General features: G+C 72.7%; 14 protein-coding genes and 1 other RNA gene. 2 read left to right on the top strand and 13 right to left on the bottom strand.

The annotated features are described in order from the left end of the window. Positions 1-3 precede the first annotated feature (3 nt). On the top strand, positions 4-2694 hold the full coding sequence (gene ppdK, locus PYV61_RS01125) for a pyruvate, phosphate dikinase (RefSeq protein WP_345785194.1): 2691 nt from the start codon (positions 4-6) through the stop codon (positions 2692-2694). A 40-nt stretch (positions 2695-2734) separates the two neighbouring features. Here the strand turns inward: ppdK and ssrA are convergent. The 3 genes from ssrA to dusB form a co-directional block, all read right to left on the bottom strand. After that, positions 2735-3096: a transfer-messenger RNA gene (gene ssrA, locus PYV61_RS01120) on the bottom strand. A gap of 41 nt (positions 3097-3137) precedes the next feature. Further along, positions 3138-3911: a nickel pincer cofactor biosynthesis protein LarB gene (gene larB / locus PYV61_RS01115; RefSeq protein ID WP_275827415.1), complete on the bottom strand. Its 774-nt coding sequence runs from the start codon at positions 3909-3911 to the stop codon at positions 3138-3140. Continuing rightward, positions 3908-4984, bottom strand: a complete 1077-nt coding sequence (gene dusB / locus PYV61_RS01110; RefSeq protein ID WP_275827413.1) for a tRNA dihydrouridine synthase DusB — start codon at positions 4982-4984, stop codon at positions 3908-3910. The genes larB and dusB overlap by 4 nt, the downstream gene beginning before the upstream one ends. Before the next feature lie 172 nt (positions 4985-5156). Between dusB and PYV61_RS01105 the strand changes: the two genes are divergently transcribed. Then, positions 5157-5609: a PTS sugar transporter subunit IIA gene (locus tag PYV61_RS01105; protein WP_275827411.1), complete on the top strand. Its 453-nt coding sequence runs from the start codon at positions 5157-5159 to the stop codon at positions 5607-5609. A 113-nt stretch (positions 5610-5722) separates the two neighbouring features. On the opposite strand, the gene guaA is transcribed toward PYV61_RS01105, so the two are convergent. From guaA to PYV61_RS01055, 10 genes are all read right to left on the bottom strand, one after another. After that, on the bottom strand, positions 5723-7267 hold the full coding sequence (gene guaA, locus PYV61_RS01100) for a glutamine-hydrolyzing GMP synthase (RefSeq protein WP_275827409.1): 1545 nt from the start codon (positions 7265-7267) through the stop codon (positions 5723-5725). A 10-nt stretch (positions 7268-7277) separates the two neighbouring features. Further along, positions 7278-7790, bottom strand: a complete 513-nt coding sequence (locus tag PYV61_RS01095; protein ID WP_275827407.1) for a metallophosphoesterase — start codon at positions 7788-7790, stop codon at positions 7278-7280. After that, a complete protein-coding gene (lysA, locus tag PYV61_RS01090) occupies positions 7787-9094 on the bottom strand; it encodes a diaminopimelate decarboxylase (protein ID WP_275827405.1) in 1308 nt (435 codons plus the stop codon). The genes PYV61_RS01095 and lysA overlap by 4 nt, the downstream gene beginning before the upstream one ends. Then, a complete protein-coding gene (gene proS, locus PYV61_RS01085; RefSeq protein WP_275827403.1) occupies positions 9076-10542 on the bottom strand; it encodes a proline--tRNA ligase in 1467 nt (488 codons plus the stop codon). Before proS ends, lysA begins: the two co-directional genes overlap by 19 nt. 22 nt (positions 10543-10564) lie before the next feature. Continuing rightward, a complete protein-coding gene (gene hisS, locus PYV61_RS01080; protein ID WP_275827401.1) occupies positions 10565-11887 on the bottom strand; it encodes a histidine--tRNA ligase in 1323 nt (440 codons plus the stop codon). Positions 11888-11896: 9 nt separating this feature from the next. Then, the gene (locus tag PYV61_RS01075) at positions 11897-13099 is read right to left on the bottom strand and encodes a folylpolyglutamate synthase/dihydrofolate synthase family protein (protein WP_275827399.1); all 1203 of its coding nucleotides are present in this window, start codon (positions 13097-13099) and stop codon (positions 11897-11899) included. 89 nt (positions 13100-13188) lie between these two features. After that, positions 13189-14046: an acetyl-CoA carboxylase, carboxyltransferase subunit beta gene (accD, locus tag PYV61_RS01070; protein ID WP_275827397.1), complete on the bottom strand. Its 858-nt coding sequence runs from the start codon at positions 14044-14046 to the stop codon at positions 13189-13191. Positions 14047-14113: 67 nt separating this feature from the next. After that, positions 14114-15367, bottom strand: coding sequence for a rod shape-determining protein RodA (gene rodA, locus PYV61_RS01065; protein ID WP_275827395.1), 1254 nt, complete (start codon positions 15365-15367; stop codon positions 14114-14116). Further along, on the bottom strand, positions 15364-17205 hold the full coding sequence (mrdA, locus tag PYV61_RS01060; RefSeq protein ID WP_275827393.1) for a penicillin-binding protein 2: 1842 nt from the start codon (positions 17203-17205) through the stop codon (positions 15364-15366). The genes rodA and mrdA overlap by 4 nt, the downstream gene beginning before the upstream one ends. 25 nt (positions 17206-17230) lie before the next feature. Next, on the bottom strand, positions 17231-17719 hold the full coding sequence (locus PYV61_RS01055; RefSeq protein ID WP_275827392.1) for a hypothetical protein: 489 nt from the start codon (positions 17717-17719) through the stop codon (positions 17231-17233). Positions 17720-17832 lie beyond the last annotated feature (113 nt).

Genomic DNA, 17832 nt, shown 5'->3' with positions numbered 1-17832 from the left:
CGCCTGGTCTACGCCTTCGGCGGCGGCGCCGCCGAGGGCACGAAGGACATGAAGGCGGTGCTCGGCGGGAAGGGCGCCAACCTCGCCGAGATGACCAATCTCGGCGTGCCGGTCCCGCCGGGGTTCACGATCGCCTGCGCCGCCTGCGTGGAGTACTTGCGCGGCGGCGCGCCGCCGTCCGGGCTGCGCGACGAGGTCGCGCGCGCGCTCGCGCGGCTCGAGGAGACCGCCGGCCGTCGGTTCGGCGACCCGACCGACCCGCTGCTCGTCTCGGTGCGCTCCGGCGCCGCCGTGTCGATGCCGGGGATGATGGAGACGATCCTCAACCTCGGCCTCAACGACCGCACGGTCCAGGGCCTCGCACGGCACAGCGGCAACGCGCGCTTCGCGTTCGACTCCTACCGCCGCTTCCTGCAGATGTACGGCGACGTCGTCCTCGGCGTCCCCGTCGCGCGCTTCGAGCAGCTGCTCGGCGCCAAGCGGCTCACCGAGGGCGTCGCCACCGACGCGGAGCTGTCGGAGGGCGCGCTGCGCACGCTGAGCGAGGAGTACAAGGCGCTCGTCCGCAACGCGACCGGCCGCGAGTTCCCGATGGACCCGCGCGAGCAGCTGTGGGGCGCCATCGAGGCGGTGTGGCGCTCGTGGACGCTCAAGAAGGCGGTCGACTACCGCCGCGTGAACGGGATCCCCGACACGCTCGGCACCGGCGTGAACGTGGTGGCGATGGTGTTCGGGAACATGGGCGACGACTCGGGCACCGGCGTCGCCTTCACCCGCGACCCGTCGACGGGGGAGCGGCGCTTCTACGGCGAGTTCCTCGTCAACGCGCAGGGCGAGGACGTGGTGGCCGGCATCCGCACGCCGCTGCGCATCGAGGAGATGGCCGAGCGCCTCCCGGGCGCCTACGCCGAGCTGCTGGAGACGCAGCAGCGGCTCGAGGCGCACTTCCGCGAGATGCAGGACATCGAGTTCACCGTCGAGCGCGGGAGGCTCTACCTGCTGCAGACGCGCACCGGCAAGCGCGCCGCCGCCGCCGCGGTGCGCATCGCCGACGAGATGGTGCGCGAGGGGCTCATCGACCGCGCCGAGGCGGTGCGGCGCGTCGTCCCCGCGCAGGTCGACCAGCTGCTGCACCCCGTGATCGACTCGGCGGTGCGCGCGACGCCGATCGCCGGCGGGCTGCCGGCCAGCCCCGGCGCGGCCAGCGGGCGCGCGGTGTTCGACCCCGACACGGCGGAGAAGCGCGCGGCCGGCGGCGAGGCGGTGATCCTCGTCCGCGAGGAGACGACGCCCGAGGACTTCCACGGGATGGTCGCCGCGCGCGCCATCCTGACGTCGCGCGGCGGGATGACCAGCCACGCCGCGGTCGTGGCGCGCGGGATGGGCAAGTGCGCCGTCGTCGGCGCGAAGGAGGTCCACGTCGACCACGAGCGCCGCCGCTTCTCCGCGGGCGGCGCGACGGTGGCCGAGGGCGACTGGATCACCCTCGACGGCGCCAGCGGGCAGGTCTACGCCGGCGACCTGCCGACGGTGCCGAGCGAGATCGTGCGCGTCGTGGGCGGGCAGCTGATGGCCGACCGCGCGCCGACCTACCGCGCCTTCTCGCGCGTGCTCGGCTGGGCGGACGAGGTGCGCTCGCTGAAGGTCCGCGCGAACGCCGACACCCCGCGCGACGCCCGCATGGCGCGCGCCTTCGGCGCCGAGGGGATCGGGCTCTGTCGCACGGAGCACATGTTCTTCGAGGGCGACCGCATCACCGCGATGCGCGAGATGATCGTCGCCCGCGAGGAGGGGGGGCGCCGGCGCGCGCTGGCGAAGCTGCTCCCGATGCAGCGCGCCGACTTCGAGGGGATCTTCGAGGCGATGCGCGGCTTCCCGGTCACGATCCGCCTGCTCGACCCGCCGCTGCACGAGTTCCTGCCGCACGGCGGCGAGGAGTCGAAGCTGCTGGCGCGCACGCTCGGGATGGGGCGCGACGAGCTGCACCGCATCGTCGACGACCTGCGCGAGGCGAACCCCATGCTCGGTCACCGCGGGTGCCGCCTCGGGATCACCTACCCCGAGATCACGGAGATGCAGTCGCGGGCGATCTTCGAGGCGGCGGTGCGCAGCTCGCGCCGCGGTCACGACGTGCGCCCCGAGATCATGATCCCGCTGGTCGCCACGGTGAAGGAGTTCGAGCACCAGGCGGCAATCATCCGGAAGGTCGCCGACGACGTGATGGGCGCGATGGGCGAGCCGGTCCCCTACCTCGTCGGCACGATGATCGAGCTGCCGCGCGCCGCGCTGACGGCCGACGAGATCGCGCGGTCGGCGGAGTTCTTCAGCTTCGGCACCAACGACCTGACGCAGACGGTGCTCGGGCTGTCGCGCGACGACGCCGGCCGCTTCCTCGGCGCCTACATCGAGAAGGGGATCTTCGAGGAGGACCCGTTCCAGGTGCTCGACCAGGACGGCGTCGGCAAGATCGTGCGGCGCGCGATCTTCGACGGGCGCTCGACGCGCGCGGACCTCAAGGTCGGCGTCTGCGGCGAGCACGGGGGCGAGCCGAAGTCCGTGCGGTTCTTCCACCGGAGCGGCGTGGACTACGTGTCGTGCTCGCCCTTCCGGGTCCCGGTGGCCCGCCTGGCGGCGGCGCACGCCGCGCTCGACGACGGGGAGCCCGGCGCGCTCAGCGTGCGGCGGGAGGGCTGAACACGAAGCGGGGCCGGTCTGGATGACCGGCCCCGCTTCGCAGTGGAGGTGAGGGGATTCGAACCCCTGTCCGAAGCAAGATCTACCACAGCGTCTACGCGCGTAGCCCACCGATTGAGGTCTCCGGTCGCTGGCCAGTGGGCGGCCCACTCCCGGACGAGTCTGCTGGAGTTTCGCCCGCCGCCGGCAGACACACCGGCGGGCTAGCCCAGATTTTCGATACTCACGCGACGCCCCGGGCGGGCTTCCTCGTGAGCACTGCCACGCTAACCCCTAAGGGTTAGGCAGCGAGAGCCAGGTTGTTGTTGGCAGTTGGATCATTCCCGAGTGTTTTACCAGGGACCCGAGGACCTGGGCGCGCAGCCACGGCTTCACCAACCCCGTCGAAGCCAGATCACCCCCGTGTGCTACGGGAAGTAATGTATCGCGCGCCGGCCCCGGAATCAACCCGAGGTCTCTGCGCGCAAGTCGTTGCCGGACTGGAGGATGCGCCACGCCGCCACGGCCGCGCCGAAGCCGTTGTCGATGTTCGTGACGAGCACCCCGGCGGCGCAGCTGTTGAGCATGGTGAGCAGCGGGGCCAGCCCCTGGAACGCGGCGCCGTAGCCCACGCTGGTCGGCACGGCGACCACCGCCCCCCGCACGAGCCCGCCCACGACCGACGGCAGCGCGCCGTCCATCCCCGCGACGACGATCGTCACGGCGGCCGCCGCGAGCACCGGCGCCTGCGCCAGCACCCGGTGTACGCCGGCCACCCCCACGTCGGTCACCCGCCCAGCCGCGACGCCGAGCGCCCGCAGCGTCTCGACGCACTCCTCGGCGACCGGCAGGTCGGCCGTCCCGGCGGTGACGACGACCACCCCCCGGTCCACCGCGTCCGGCCCGCCGAGGCGCACCGTGCGCGCGAGCGGGTTCGCGGCCGCGCCCGGAAAGCGCGCGGCAAGCGCCGTGCGCGTGGCGTCGTCGGCGCGCGTCACGAGGAAGCCGCCGTCGCGCGCCTCCAGCCGCTCGCAGATCGCGACGCACTGCGCCGCCGTCTTCCCTTGCCCGAACACCACCTCGGGCATCCCCTGCCGGAGCGCGCGGTGGTGGTCGAGCTGCGCGAACCCGTCCACCGCCTCGACCGGCGGCAGCGCCAGCTCATCGAGCGCGGCGGCCGGCGGCACCTCCCCCCGCGCGACCGCCTCCAGCAGGCGCATCGCGCGGTCGCGCCTCACGCCGCCACGTCCTCGACGCAGCAGGGATCCACGGGCTCGGCGTCGCACCCGGCCGGCTCGGGTTCGGGCGACGGCGCCGAGGCCGCGAACTCCCCGCGCCGCATCCGCTCCAGGTAGTCGGCGAAGATCCCCTCGACCTCGCCGAACGACGACACGGCGTGCAGCGCGCGCCGCAGGTCCGCGGAGTTGGGGAGCCCCTTCGCGTACCAGCCGAGGTGCTTCCGGAACTCGATCGCGGCGCCCTTCGGGTCGGTCTCGTACGCCTGCACCATCCGGGCGTGGTCGAGCGCGATCGCGAACCGATCGGCGACCTCGGGCGTCGGCCGCATCGGGCGCCCCGCGAGCAGATCCTTCGCCTGGTCGAAGATCCACGGCTGCCCGTACGAGCCGCGCCCGATCATGATCCCGGCGGCGCGCGTCACGCGGTGCATGCGCACCGCGTCGTCGGGCGTCTTGATGTCGCCGTTGCCGATCACGGGGACGTCGAGCGCGTCGACCACCGCGGCGATCTCCTCCCAGCGGGCGTGCCCGGTGTACATCTGCGTCCGGGTCCGCGCGTGCAGCGTGAACGCCTTCGCGCCGGCGTCCTGCATGCGGAGCGCGATGCCGACCGGGTCGCGCGTGTCCTCGCTCCAGCCGCTGCGCGTCTTGACGGTCACCGGCAGGTGCGTGGCCGCCACGACCGCGCGGATGATCCGCTGCACGAGGTCGAGGTCCTTGAGGCAGCCGGACCCGCCGTTGCGCTTGACGACCTTCTTGACGGGGCAGCCGAAGTTGATGTCGACGAACTCCGGCTGGAACACGTCGGTCACGAGCGCGGCGGCCTGCGCCATCGCCTCGGGCTCGGCGCCGAAGATCTGCACGCCGATCGGGCGCTCGTCGGCCCCGAAGCGCAGCTTGGCCAGCGTCGCCCCGTTCTCGCGCCGGATCCCCTCGGCCGAGAGGAACTCGGTCACGACCACGTCGGCGCCGTGCCGGGCGCAGAGCCGCCGGAAGGGCGACTCCGAGACCCCGGCCATGGGGGCCAGGTAGAGGGGCGTCTCGGCGGCGACGGGGAACGGGAAGCGCGGCATGCCCGAAACCTAACGGCGCCTGCCAACTGGTTGCAACGCTTTCGCTTACGCTGCCGGACCGAGCGGGTTGCCGGGCGCCGCCCCCCCGGGTAGCTTCGACCCTTCTGCGGCCGACCCGCCCGGGGCGCCGCCACGATCGACCGCACGACCGACGACACGACCGAGGCCCGCGATGGAACTGCGCGAGTTCTTCTCCGAAGACGCGGTGAAGCTGGAGCTCGAGGGGACGACCAAGGACGACATCCTCAAGGAGCTGATCTCCCTCCTCAAGCTCGACGACAAGTCCGAGGGGATGCTGTTCAAGATGCTCAAGCGCCGCGAGAACCTCGGCTCGACCGGGATCGGGCGCGGGATCGCGATTCCCCACTGCCGCTCGCTGGTCGTCAACAAGCTGCGCGTCGCCTTCGGCCGGAAGCCCGGCGGCGTGGACTTCAAGGCGATCGACGAGAAACCGGTCAACTTCTTCTTCCTGATCGTCGCGCCGCCGCTCGAGGTGTCGAACCAGTACCTCCCCGTGCTCGGCAAGATCGCGCAGTTCAGCAAGGAGCCCGACGTCCCGACGCGCCTCCTGTCGCTGACCGAGCCGGCGCAGTTCATGGAGCTGCTGAAGGAGAAGGGAGTGTGAACGGCAGCGGCGAGCGGTGAGCGTCGAGCGTCGAGGGGGCTCCGCAGGGCGGGACGATCCGTCCCCCGCGCGGAGCCCCCTCGACGCTCACCGCTCGACGCTCGACGCTCCCCTCACTCCCACTCGATCGTCGCCGGCGGCTTGGAGCTGACGTCGTAGACGACGCGGTTGATCCCGGCGACCTCGCGGATGATGCGGTTCGAGATCCGCCCGAGCGCCTCGTGCGGGAAGTGGAACCAGTCGGCGGTCATCCCGTCGGTGCTGGTCACCGCGCGCAGCGCGAGCACGTTCTCGTAGGTGCGCTCGTCGCCCATCACGCCCACCGAGCGGATCGGGAGCAGCACCGCGAACGCCTGCCAGATCTCGTCGTACAGCCCCGCGGCGCGGATCTCCTCGAGGTAGATCGCGTCGGCCTGGCGCAGGACGTCGAGCTTCTCGCGGGTGACGTCCGAGATGACGCGGATGCCGAGGCCGGGGCCCGGGAACGGGTGCCGCCCCACCATCTCCTCCGGGAGCCCGAGCTCGCGCCCGACGTTCCGCACCTCGTCCTTGAACAGCTCGCGCAGCGGCTCGACCAGCGCGAACTTCATGTCGGGCTTGAGGCCGCCGACGTTGTGGTGCGACTTGATCGTCACGCTCGGGCCGCCGGTCGGCGACACCGACTCGATCACGTCGGGGTAGAGCGTTCCCTGCACGAGGAAGCGGACGTCGTCGCCCACGTGCGCCGCGGCGTCCTCGAACACGTCGATGAACGTGTGCCCGATGCGCTTGCGCTTGGTCTCGGGGTCGTCGACGCCGGCCAGCGCCTCGAGGAACCGGTCCGACGCGTCGACGACGCGCAGGTCGATGCCGAGGTTCGCGCGGAAGGTGCGCTCGACCTGCTCGCGCTCGTGCAGCCGCAGCAGCCCGTTGTCGACGAAGATGCAGGTCAGCTGGTCGCCGATCGCGCGGTGCACCAGCGCGGCCGCCACCGACGAGTCGACGCCCCCCGACAGCCCGCAGATCACGCGCGCGTCGCCCACCTGCGCGCGGATCTTCGCGACCTCCTCCTCGATGAAGGCGCCGGGCGTCCACCCCGGCTCGCAGCCGCAGACGTCGAACAGGAAGTTGGCGATGATCTCCGAGCCGCGCGGCGTGTGCGCGACCTCGGGGTGGAACTGCACCGCGAGGATCGGCTTCGTCTCGTGGCGGATCGCGGCGATCGCCTGCTTGCCCGAGTGCGCGACGACGCGGAAGCCCGGCGGCGCCTGCTCGACGTGGTCGCCGTGGCTCATCCAGACGTGCGTGCGCTCGCCGGCGCCGAAGCCGGCGAACAGCCCGGCCGACTCGTCGATCACGACCTCGTCGCGCCCGTACTCGCGGTGCCCGCCGCGCGTCACCTCGCCGCCGAGCAGGTGCGAGATGAGCTGCATCCCGTAGCAGATGCCGAGCGTCGGCGCCACGTCGAGCAGCGCCGGGTCCGCGGTCGGCACGTTCTCCCCGTACACCGAGTTGGGGCCGCCCGAGAGGATGATCCCGGTCGGCTTCCACTCCCGCACCCAGTCGAGCGAGCGGGTGGGCGGGTGGATCTCGGAGTAGACGCGGGCCTCGCGCACGCGCCGCGCGATGAGCTGCGTGTACTGCGAGCCGTAGTCGATGATCAGGATGCGGCTGCTCATGTCCTCGGCGTCAGGCGCGCCACTCGGGTTCTTCCAGCTTGAGGAACTCGACGCGGCGCGCGACGAGGTCCAGGATCGCGCCCGTCGGCGCGCCGTGCAGCCAGCCGCAGGCCTCGCCCGGGTTCACCAGCAGCGCCCCGCCCCGCTCCTTCATCTCGGCGACGTGCGCGCACCCGTGGACGATCACCTGGTGCGACTCCAGCGACCGCGGGTTGGCCTCGGCCAGGTCGTGCACCAGCAGCACGGTGTGGCCGCCGACCTCGAAGCTGTGCGGCGAGTCGTAGATCTCGCCGCCGGCCGGCAGCGCCGCGGCGAACGCCGACAGCCCGTCGTGGTCCCCGTCGTTGCGGCCGAAGACGCCGAGCAGCGGGATCGTCGTCTCCCGCAGGGGGCGCATCGAGAACGGCGAGCAGAAGTCGCCGGCGTGCATCACCAGCTGGACGCCGTTGGCCGCGAAGCGGCGCAGCAGCTCGGCGACCGCGGGGACGCGGTCGTGCGTGTCCGACAGCAGGCCGATCCTCACCCGAGCCTCCATTCGAGGGACGCGCGCTCCTGGCGCACCAGGTCCTCGTACCGCTCGCGCTCCGTGACGACGGCGAACCGGTCGCCGTCCACCAGCACCTCGGCGGGACGGGGGCGCGAGTTGTAGTTCGACGCCATCGAGAAGCCGTACGCGCCGGCGGTGCGCACCGCCAGCAGCGCCCCCGGCTGCGCGTCGTCGGTGCGGCGGTCGAGCGCCAGGAAGTCGCCGCTCTCGCACACCGGGCCGACCACGTCGGCGACCACCTGCTCCCCCGTCGGCCGCACCGCGTCGATGCGGTGGAACGCCTCGTAGTGCGAGGGGCGGAGCAGGTCGTTCATCCCGGCGTCGGTGATCACGTACTCCTTGCCGCCGCTGCGCTTCCGGAACAGCACCTCGGTGAGCAGGATCCCCGACTCGGCGACCAGGTAGCGCCCCGGCTCGAGGATCAGCGTCACGTCGAGCCCCTTCGTCGCCTCGATCACGCCGGCGGCGAAGCGCTGCACGTCGGCGGGCGCCTCGTCGTCGTACGACACCGCCAGCCCGCCGCCGATGTCGAGGTACTTCACCTGGTCCGCCCCCTCGGCGCGCACCCGCACGAGCAGCGCGACCAGCCGCGCGAGCGCGGCGTCGTACGGCTCCCAGCTCGCGATCTGCGAGCCGATGTGCATGTCGAGGCCGACCAGCGCGAGGTTCGGCAGGTCGCGCGTCTCGCGCGCGACGCGCGGCACGTCGTCGAAGGGGATGCCGAACTTGTGCCCCTTCTCGCCGGTCCGGATGTACTCGTGCGGGTTGTCGACCGCGACCTCGGGGTTCACGCGCAGCGCCACCGGCGCCACCACGCCGCGCTCGCGCGCCACCCGGTCGAGCAGCAGGAGCTCCCCCTCGCTCTCGACGTTGACGACGCGCACGCCGGCCGCCAGCGCCTCGTGCAGCTCGCGGGCGAGCTTCCCCACCCCGCTGAACACCACGTCGCCGCCGGCGTAGCCGGCCTCGCGGGCGCGGTACAGCTCCCCGCCCGACACGATGTCGACGCCGGCCCCCTCCGCCTGCAGCAGGCGCAGGATCGCGAGGTTCGAGTTCGCCTTGACGCTGTAGTGGATGCGGTGCGGGACGCGCGCGAACGCGGCGTCGAGCCGGCGGTACTGCCGTCGGATCATCCCCGCGCTGTACACGTACGTCGGCGTCCCTGCCGCCTCGGCGATCACGGGGGCGGGGACGGCGTCGCAGTGCAGGACGCCGTCCACGTAGGGGAAGCCCGGCTCCGCGTGCGCGGCCGCCCCGGCGCTCAGTACGCTCTCGCCCACACGACCTCGTGCTTCGCCGGGTCGCCCGTGACGAGGCAGCGCGTCGGCGCCTCGGGGCTCCGGAACTCGGCGTCAGGGATGACGCGGATCGTCGCCTTGGTCTCCTCCTTCACCCGCGCCTCCACGGCCGGGTCGCCGTTCCAGCCGGCGAAGACGAAGCCGCCCGCGTCCATGATCTCCCGGAACGTGTCGTACGACGTCACGCCGCGGTGGATCCGCTCGTCGCGCCGCGCGCGCGCCGCGGCCAGCATGTCGCCCTGGATCGTCTCCAGCAGCGCCGCCACGTCGTCGGCGATCGTGTCGAGCGAGACCGGCTGCTTGGCGCGCGAGTCGCGGCGCACCAGGACGCCCTGGTTGGCGGCGATGTCGCGGGGGCCGAGCTCCAGCCGGAGCGGCACGCCGCGCGTCTCCCAGTGGTAGTACTTGGCGCCCGGCTTAATCCCCTCGCGGTCGTCGAGGTGGACGCGCAGCCGCGGCGGGCCGCCGCGCTCGCGCACGCTCAACCGATCCCGCAGGTTGCGCGCGGCCTCGAACACCGTCGCCTTCTCCTCGTCGGTGCGCCAGATCGGGACGATCACCAGCTCGACCGGGGCGAGGCGCGGCGGGATCTGGAGCCCGTTGTCGTCGCCGTGCGTCATCACCAGCCCGCCGACCATGCGCGTCGACACCCCCCAGCTGGTGTTCCAGGCGTACTCCATCGACCCCGCCTCGCTCTGGAACTTGAGGTCGAACGCCTTGGCGAAGTTCTGCCCCAGGTTGTGCGACGTGCCGGCCTGCAGCGCCTTGCCGTCCTGCATCATCGCCTCGCACGAGTACGTGCGCAGCGCGCCGGCGAACTTCTCGCTCTCGGTCTTCTGCCCGGTAATGATGGGCATCGCGATCCACCCTTCCATGAACTCGCGGTACACGCCGAGCATGCGGCGGGTCTCCTGCTCCGCCTCGTCGTGCGTCGCGTGCGCCGTGTGCCCCTCCTGCCAGAGGAACTCCATCGTGCGCAGGAAGAGCCGGGTGCGCATCTCCCAGCGGACCACGTTCGCCCACTGGTTGTAGAGCAGCGGCAGGTCGCGGTAGCTCTGCACCCACTTGGCGAACATCGAGTAGATGATCGTCTCCGACGTCGGGCGGACGACCAGCGGCTCCTCGAGCTTCTTGCCGCCGCCGTGCGTCACCACCGCCGTCTCGGGGGCGAACCCCTCGACGTGCTCCGCCTCCTTGCTCAGGAAGCTCTCGGGGATGAACAGCGGGAAGTACGCGTTGACGTGCCCCGTCGCCTTGAACTCGTCGTCCAGGGCGCGCTGCATCCGCTCCCAGATGCCGTAGCCGTTCGGCCGGATCACCATGCAGCCGCGCACCGGCGAGTAGTCCGCCAGCTCGGCGCGGAGCACCAGCTCGTTGTACCAGGCGCTGAAGTCGGCGGCGCGGGTGGTCAGCTTCTTGTCGTCGGCCATCGGAGGGTCGGGGTGGGACCGGTCAGGCGGGGGAGACGCCGTGCGCGCCCCCCGCCTCGGCGATGCGGGCCTCGAGCCAGGCGCCCAGCTGGTGCGCGGACTCCTGGCCGTCGGACAGCGCGCGCACGAGCACCTCGCCGCGCCCGGCGAGCGCCTCGCGGCGCAGGATCACCGCCTCGCGCGCGCCCGCGTTGACGGCGGCCTTGAGCTGCTTGTTCAGCGCCTGCTCGCGCAGCGGGTACTCGACGGCGTGGCCGAGGCGGCGCAGCAGCGACGCCGTGCTCTGCGCCACCGGCAGCAGCTCCGCGTCCTCGACGGCCAGCCAGTAGTCGAGCGTCGGCGCGAGCGACGGCATCAGCCCCCGCGCGCGCAGCAGCTCGCCGAGCACCACGTCGCCCATGCCGAAGCCGAGCGCCGGGAGGTCGACGTCGCCGAGCGCCTTGAGCAGCGTGTCGTAGCGGCCGCCCCCGCAGATGGCGCGGAACTCGCCGCGGGCGTCGAACAGCTCGAAGACGATGCCGGTGTAGTACGCCAGCCCGCGCACGATCGTCAGGTCGAGCACGACCCACTCGTGCACGCCGAGCGCGGTCAGGTGCGCCTGGTAGCGCGCGAAGCGGTCGAGCGCCTCGGACACCGCCGCGTCGTCGCCGTGCGTGGCGCGCAGCTCGTCCACGGACCAGAGGCGCGCCAGGTCGAGCAGCCGCTCCGCCACGTCGCCTCCGACGCCCGCGCCGGCCAGCCGCTCGACCAGCACCGTGCGCGGGTCGCGCTCGACCTTGTCGATCGCCTGGTACGCCGCCGGGAGCTGCGCCTCGGTCACGCCGACGCGCGCCAGCAGCGCGGCCAGCAGGCGCCGGTCGCTGACGCGGGCGCGCACGTCGTGCTGCGTCAGCCCGAGCCCGCGCAGCATGTCGATCGCCACCGCCAGCAGCTCGGCGTCGGCCGTGACGTCGGCCTCGCCGACCATGTCGACGTTGAGCTGGAAGTGCTCGCGCAGCCGCCCCTTCTGCTGCCGCTCGTAGCGGAACAGCTGCGGCATCGAGAACCAGCGCACCGGCTTGCGCAGCGCGTTGGCGCGCGCGGCGACCATGCGGGCGAAGGTCGGCGTCATCTCGGGGCGCAGCGCCACCGGGCGGTCGCCCTTGTCGACGAAGTTGTACAGCTGGCCGACGATCTCGTCGCCGCTCTTGCGCGTGTACAGGTCGAGCGGCTCGAGGGGCGGGCCGTCGTACTCGACGAACCCGTACCGGCGCGCGACCTCGCGCCACACGCGCATGACGTGCGCTCGCTCGGCGAGCTCCGCGGGGTAGAAGTCGCGGAACCCGGGGAGTGGCTTGGCTGACATCCGGGGAAGCTATCGGGCCAGCGGATCGACCTGCAAGCGAAGCATCGCGTCGCCGACCGTGTGGAAGGAGCCGGTCACCAGGACGGTGCGCCCCCGCGCCGACGCCAGCGCCAGCGCGCGGTCGAAGTCGGGCTCCGCCACCGCGTCCCACCCCTGCTCGGCCGCGAACGCCGCCGCCGCCGCCAGCGGCCACACGCGCCCCGGCGGCGCCGTCGGCGCCACCGACAGCACCAGGTGGTCGACCGCGGGCGCCAGCGCGCGCAGCATCCCCCGCCAGTCCTTGTCCGACAGCACGGTCACCAGCGCCACGACCGGCCGCTCAGGGGCCAGCGCGCCGAGCGTCTGGCCGAGCACGCGCGCGCCGTCGGGGTTGTGCGCGACGTCGAACAGCCACCGCCCCACGCGCTGGAAGCGGCCGGCCAGCCGGACCTCGCCCAGCGCCGCCGCCACCCGGTCGATGGGCATCCACCACGGGTCGCCGGCCGCGTCGAGCATGGTGAGCGCGGTCGCCGCGTTGTGCGCCTGGTACGCCCCCAGGAGCGGCGTCACCAGCCGCGCGCGCCCGAACGGGGCGTCGAGGGCGAAGGCGGTCCCGCCGGCGGTGAGCGCCACGTCCGAGACCGTGCACTCCTCGGCCACCACGCGCACCGGCCCGGCCCCGGCGGCCCGCGCCTGAGCGGCCAGCGCGGCGCGGATGGCCGGATCGGGCTCCCCGACCACCGCCGCCGCGCCGGCCTTGAAGATCCCCCCCTTCTCGGCGGCGATCGCCTCGCGCGTGTCGCCCAGCAGGTCCGTGTGGTCCAGCCCGATCGCCGTCACCCCGGCCACCAGCGGGCGGACGACGTTGGTCGAGTCGAGCCGCCCGCCGAGTCCCGTCTCGACCACCGCGACGTCGGCGCCGGCGCGGGCGAAGTGGTCGAACGCGAGCGCGGTCGTGATCTCGAAGAAGGTCGCCCCGAGGGCGTCCGCGGTCGGCAGCCAGCGGGCGACCCACGCCTCGACCTCGGCCTCGGCGATCGGGGCGCCGCCGACGACGATCCGCTCGCGGAAGTCGACCAGGTGGGGCGAGGTGAAGCGCGCCACGCGGTGCCCGCCGGCGCGGAGCAGCGCCTCCAGCGTGGCGACCGTGCTCCCCTTCCCGTTCGTCCCCGCCACGTGGAAGACGGGGACCGCGAGGTGCGGGTCGCCGAGGGCGGCGAGGAGCGCGCGCACCCGCTCCAGCCCGTACCGGCTCGCGCCCTTGGTGCGCGCGAAGAGGGCGTCGAGCGTCGCGCGGTAGGCGCCGGAGTTCCGGGGGTCGCTCAGGGCGCCGTGAGCGCGGCCGCGGGCTTCCCCGTCATGTGCCGCAGCAGCTGGCCGACCGTCGCCTTGAGGTCGCGCCGGTGCACGACCGCGTCGAGCATCCCGTGCTCGACGAGGAACTCCGCCGTCTGGAACCCCTCGGGGAGGTCCTGCCCGAGCGTCTGCTTGATGACGCGCGGCCCGGCGAAGCCGATCACGGCGCCCGGCTCGGCGAGGATCGCGTCGCCCAGCATCGCGTAGCTGGCGCTCACCCCGCCGGTGGTCGGGTTGGTGAGGATCGAGACGTACGGGATCCGCCGCTCGGCGAGCTGCGACAGGATGGCCGACGCCTTCGCCATCTGCATCAGCGAGAGCACCCCCTCCTGCATGCGCGCCCCGCCCGACGCGGAGACGATCAGGAACGGCTGCTTGCGCTCCAGCGACCGCTGGCCGGCGCGCGCGATCTTCTCCCCGACCACGGAGCCCATGGAGCCGCCCATGAAGGCGAAGTCCATGACGCCCAGGTTCACCGGGAGGCCGCCGACGGCACCCGTCGCCGTGAGGATCGCGTCGGTGTCGCCGGCGTTCGTCTGTGCCTTCTTCAGGCGAGCCGAGTACTCCGGGAAGCCGAGGGGGTCGGCCGACTTCAGGTCCTCCTCGGTCTCCTCCCAGTTCTCGTCGAGGAGGATGTTCACGTACTCCACCGCCCGGATCCGGCGGTGGTAGTCGCACTCGGGGCACACGTTCAGGTTCCGGGCGAACTTCTCCCGGATGTCGGTGTGCCCGCACGCCTCGCACTTCTCCCACGCGTCGGGCGGGATCTCGAGGCGCTCGCGCCGCGGGACGCGCGGCTTGCGCTCTTTCCGGAACCAGGCCATGGCGGGGAAATGTGGCCGGGGATGGGCAGGCTGAGCAAGTCTCGCTGACCGGCCGGCCAGCGGACGCTCAGATCGCCAGCCCGTCGGTCCGCCCCCGCCCCTCCGCCGCGAACCGCGCCAGCACCCCGATGGCCAGCCAGCTGATCAGCATGAACGACCCGCCGTAGCTGAAGAACGGCAGCGGGATCCCCGTGATCGGCATCAGGTTCAGCGTCATCCCGATGTTCACGACGACGTGCACGAACCAGCTGGCGAGCAGCCCGAACGCCGCCAGGCTGCTGAACGCGTCGGTCGCGCGCGACGCGATGCGCGTGCACCGCAGCAGCAGCGCCAGGAAGAGCGTCAGTGCCACGCACACGCCGATGAACCCCATCTCCTCGCCCACGACGGCGAAGATGAAGTCGGTGTGCTGCGCCGGGAGGAAGGCCAGCCGCTTCTGGGTGCCGAGCGTCCACCCCTTCCCGAACCACCCGCCCGAGCCGATCGCGACCTGCGACTGGATCACGTGGTAGCCCGACGCCCGCGGGTCGTTCATCGGGTCGAGGAAGACCAGGAGGCGGCGCTGCTGGTAGGGCTTGAGCGCGTCCCACAGCAGCGGCGCCAGCACGCCCATCACCACGTTGGCGACGACCAGCGTCACCCCCTCGGCGAGGTACGGCTTGTACCAGACCACGAGGCCGACGAGCAGGAGGAACCAGATCCCCCAGACGGCGGTGTTGAACGACAGCACGAGGCTGACCGCGGGGCTGGCCAGCAGCGCGAGCATCTGCCACGGCACGCCGGCCCAGAACAGCATGGCGAACAGGATCCCGATGAACGCGAGCCCGGACCCGAGGTCGGGCTGCAGCATGATGAGCAGCCACGGCACCGCCACCACCAGCACCGGGCGCCACAGGTCGAGCAGCGACTTGGGCTGCTCGCGCCGCTGCGTCAGGATGCGCGCGAGCATCAGCACCGTGACCGGCTTCGCCAGCTCGGCGGGCTGCCCGAGGCGCACGCCGCCGATGGTCAGCCACCCCTTCACGCTCGCCGCCGTCCCCGCGCCCGACCCGAAGGCGAGCGTGACGATCAGCAGGAACAGCGTGAACAGGTACGCCGGCCACGACACCCACTCGAGGAAGCGCGTGGACGAGCGGCTGAGCATCGCCGCGCTGACCAGCGCGAGCCCGAACCACGCCGCCTGCCGGATCCAGGCGCCGGTCACGTAGGTGACCCCGACGTCCACCTGCCCCGCCGAGTAGACCATCGCGATCCCGTACAGCGACAGCAGGAGCGCGACGGAGACCAGCGGCCAGTCGAAGGCGATGCCGCGCCGGCTCACTGCGTCCCCCCGGCGGGCGCCGCCGCCGGCGGCGGGGGCGGCGCGCTGGCGACCGACGTGCTCCCCGAGAGGTCGTCGGTCACCGGCGGCGCGATCGACGGGCGCTTGAGGTACGCCTCGATGATCTTGGACGCCACGCGGGCGGCGGCGTAGCCGTGCGCCCCGAACTCGAGGAAGACGGCCACGACCACCTGCGGGTTCTCCGCCGGCGCGAAGCCGACGAACCAGGCGTGGTCGGGCTTCGGCGGCGCCTGCGCCGTGCCGGTCTTGCCGGCGATGGTCACGCCCTGCAGCGCCGCGCTCCCGGCGGTGCCGCGCGCCGACACCACGCCGGCCAGGGCGCGGCGCAGCCCCTCGATCTCCTCGGGCCCGAACTGGAAGATGCGCTCGCGCTGCGGCGCGCGGCGCACCACCGTGGGCCGCGACATCACGCCCTCGTTGGCCAGCGCCGTGTAGAACTTGGCCATGTTGATGACCGTCTGCGCGTCCACCCCCTGGCCGATGGCGATGTTGAGCGCCTCCGAGCTCTTCACGTAGCCGCGCGGGAACTTGCGCCGGAAATACTCGTTGCCGTTGGCCGGAAACTCCGGGCGCGTCTCGTTCGGCAGGTCGATGTCGCTGCGCTCCGTGAAGCCGAGGCGCACGCCGCCGGCGACCAGCGTGTCGAGCGAGAGGCGCAGCGCCAGCTGGTAGAAGTAGACGTTGCACGACTTCTCGAGCGCCTGCGCCAGCGTCACCGCGCCGTGCCCCTGCTTGTCCCAGCAGCGCCAGTAGCGGCCGTGCCAGAAGCCGCCGGTGCACGGCTGCGGCATCCGGTCGGTCAGCTTCACCAGCCCCTTCTGCATCCCGATGATCGACGTCGCGAGCTTGAACGTGGACGCGGGCGCGTAGCGGCCCTGGATCGCCTTGTTGTACATCGGGCGACGCTCGTCGTTGTTCAGCGAGTCGTAGTACGCCTTCGGCACCCCGCCGGTGAACCGGTTCGGGTTGTAGGTCGGCGACGAGTGCAGCGCCAGCACGCCCCCCGTGGTCGGGTCGAGCGCCACGGCGGCGCCGAGCAGCGTGTCGGCGAACAGGTTGGCGGTGAAGCGCTGCAGGTCGAGGTCGACGTGCGTGTGCAGGTTCGGCCCCGGCACCGGCTCCTGGTCGGCGCGCGCCTGCCCGGCCTCGCGCACCACGCGGCCGCGCGCGTCGACCTCGACGAAGCGGTACCCCTCCTGGCCGCGCAGCTGCTGCTCGTACTGCCGTTCCAGCCCCATCTTCCCGACGCGCATCCCGGCCTTGTACCCCTCGAACGACGGGCTCGCGAGCTCGGGCTCCGAGATCTCGGCCGTGTAGCCCACGAACGAGGCCACGACCGAGCTGTCCGGGTACCACCGCTTCGGCGCGCTCTGGATGATCAGCGCCGGGAACTCGGTGCGGTGCTCCTCGAGCACCGAGACCTGCTGGAAGTTGGCGTCGGCCAGGATGACCGCCGGACGGTTGGGCGCGCGGTTGTAGCGCTTCACCGCCGTCTCGACGTCGTCCTCGGTGTACGGGATGATCTCGTTGAGCCGCCGCAGCGCCGCGCGCAGCGAGTCCGCCGACGTGGCGACGATCGAGACCGTGTACCCGGGCAGGTTCTCGGCGATGACCTTCCCGCGGCGGTCGTAGATGATCCCCCGCGGCGCCGGCAGCGGGACCTCGCGCAGGCGGTTGTCCTCGGCCTGCACCACCCAGTCCGAGTGCTGGAGCACCTGGGCGCGGTAGAACCCGGCCCCGAGGAGCACGAAGGCGACGGCCAGCAGCAGCCGCGCGATGCGCGACCGCCGGGCGACGTCGTTGGGATGGAAGCTCACGCGAGGGTCCGGCGGGGGCCGGGGCTCAGGCCGAGGAGCGCCCCAGGACCGGCCGCAGCACGAGCAGCAGCACGACCCCGGCGATGGCGGTCACCGTGGCGGCGAGGGGGGACCAGAGCAGGAGCTGCATCGCCAGCTCGGTGCCCTGGACACGCCGCTCTGCTACCAGGTAGAGCACGTCGAAGGTCCACTTCCCGCCGAAGAAGAACAGCAGGCTGAGCGCCAGGTTGTCGGCGAAGAAGACCGCCTTCAGCCACGACGCCAGGAACGAGACGCAGCTGAGGGCGAGCGCGCCGCACCCGAAGGCGCTGGGCGTCAGCGCGTCGGCGGCGAAGCCCAGCAGCATCCCGACCAGCGCGGCGATCCCGGGGCGGAGGCGGACGGCGGCCAGCAGCGCCGCGATCAGCAGGAAGTCGATCGGCGCCCGCCACCCGAGGAGGGGGCGCAGCGTGAAGTGCAGGAGGACGAGCAGCGCGACCGCGAAGCTGACCCGCAGGAAGCCGAGCACGCTCATGCGGCGGTCGCGTCGTCGGGCGGCGGGACGGTCGGGCGCGCCGGCGGGCGGGCGCCGCTGTCGGTCGCGGGACGTCGGGGCGTCGCGCCCGCGCCGGCGGCGTCGGCCGGGGC

This window comes from Roseisolibacter sp. H3M3-2 (genome assembly GCF_029211165.1).
Taxonomy (GTDB): domain Bacteria; phylum Gemmatimonadota; class Gemmatimonadetes; order Gemmatimonadales; family Gemmatimonadaceae; genus Roseisolibacter.
The sequence above is the reverse complement of the archived record's forward strand: the minus strand, read 5'-3'. Positions and strand labels throughout refer to the sequence as shown.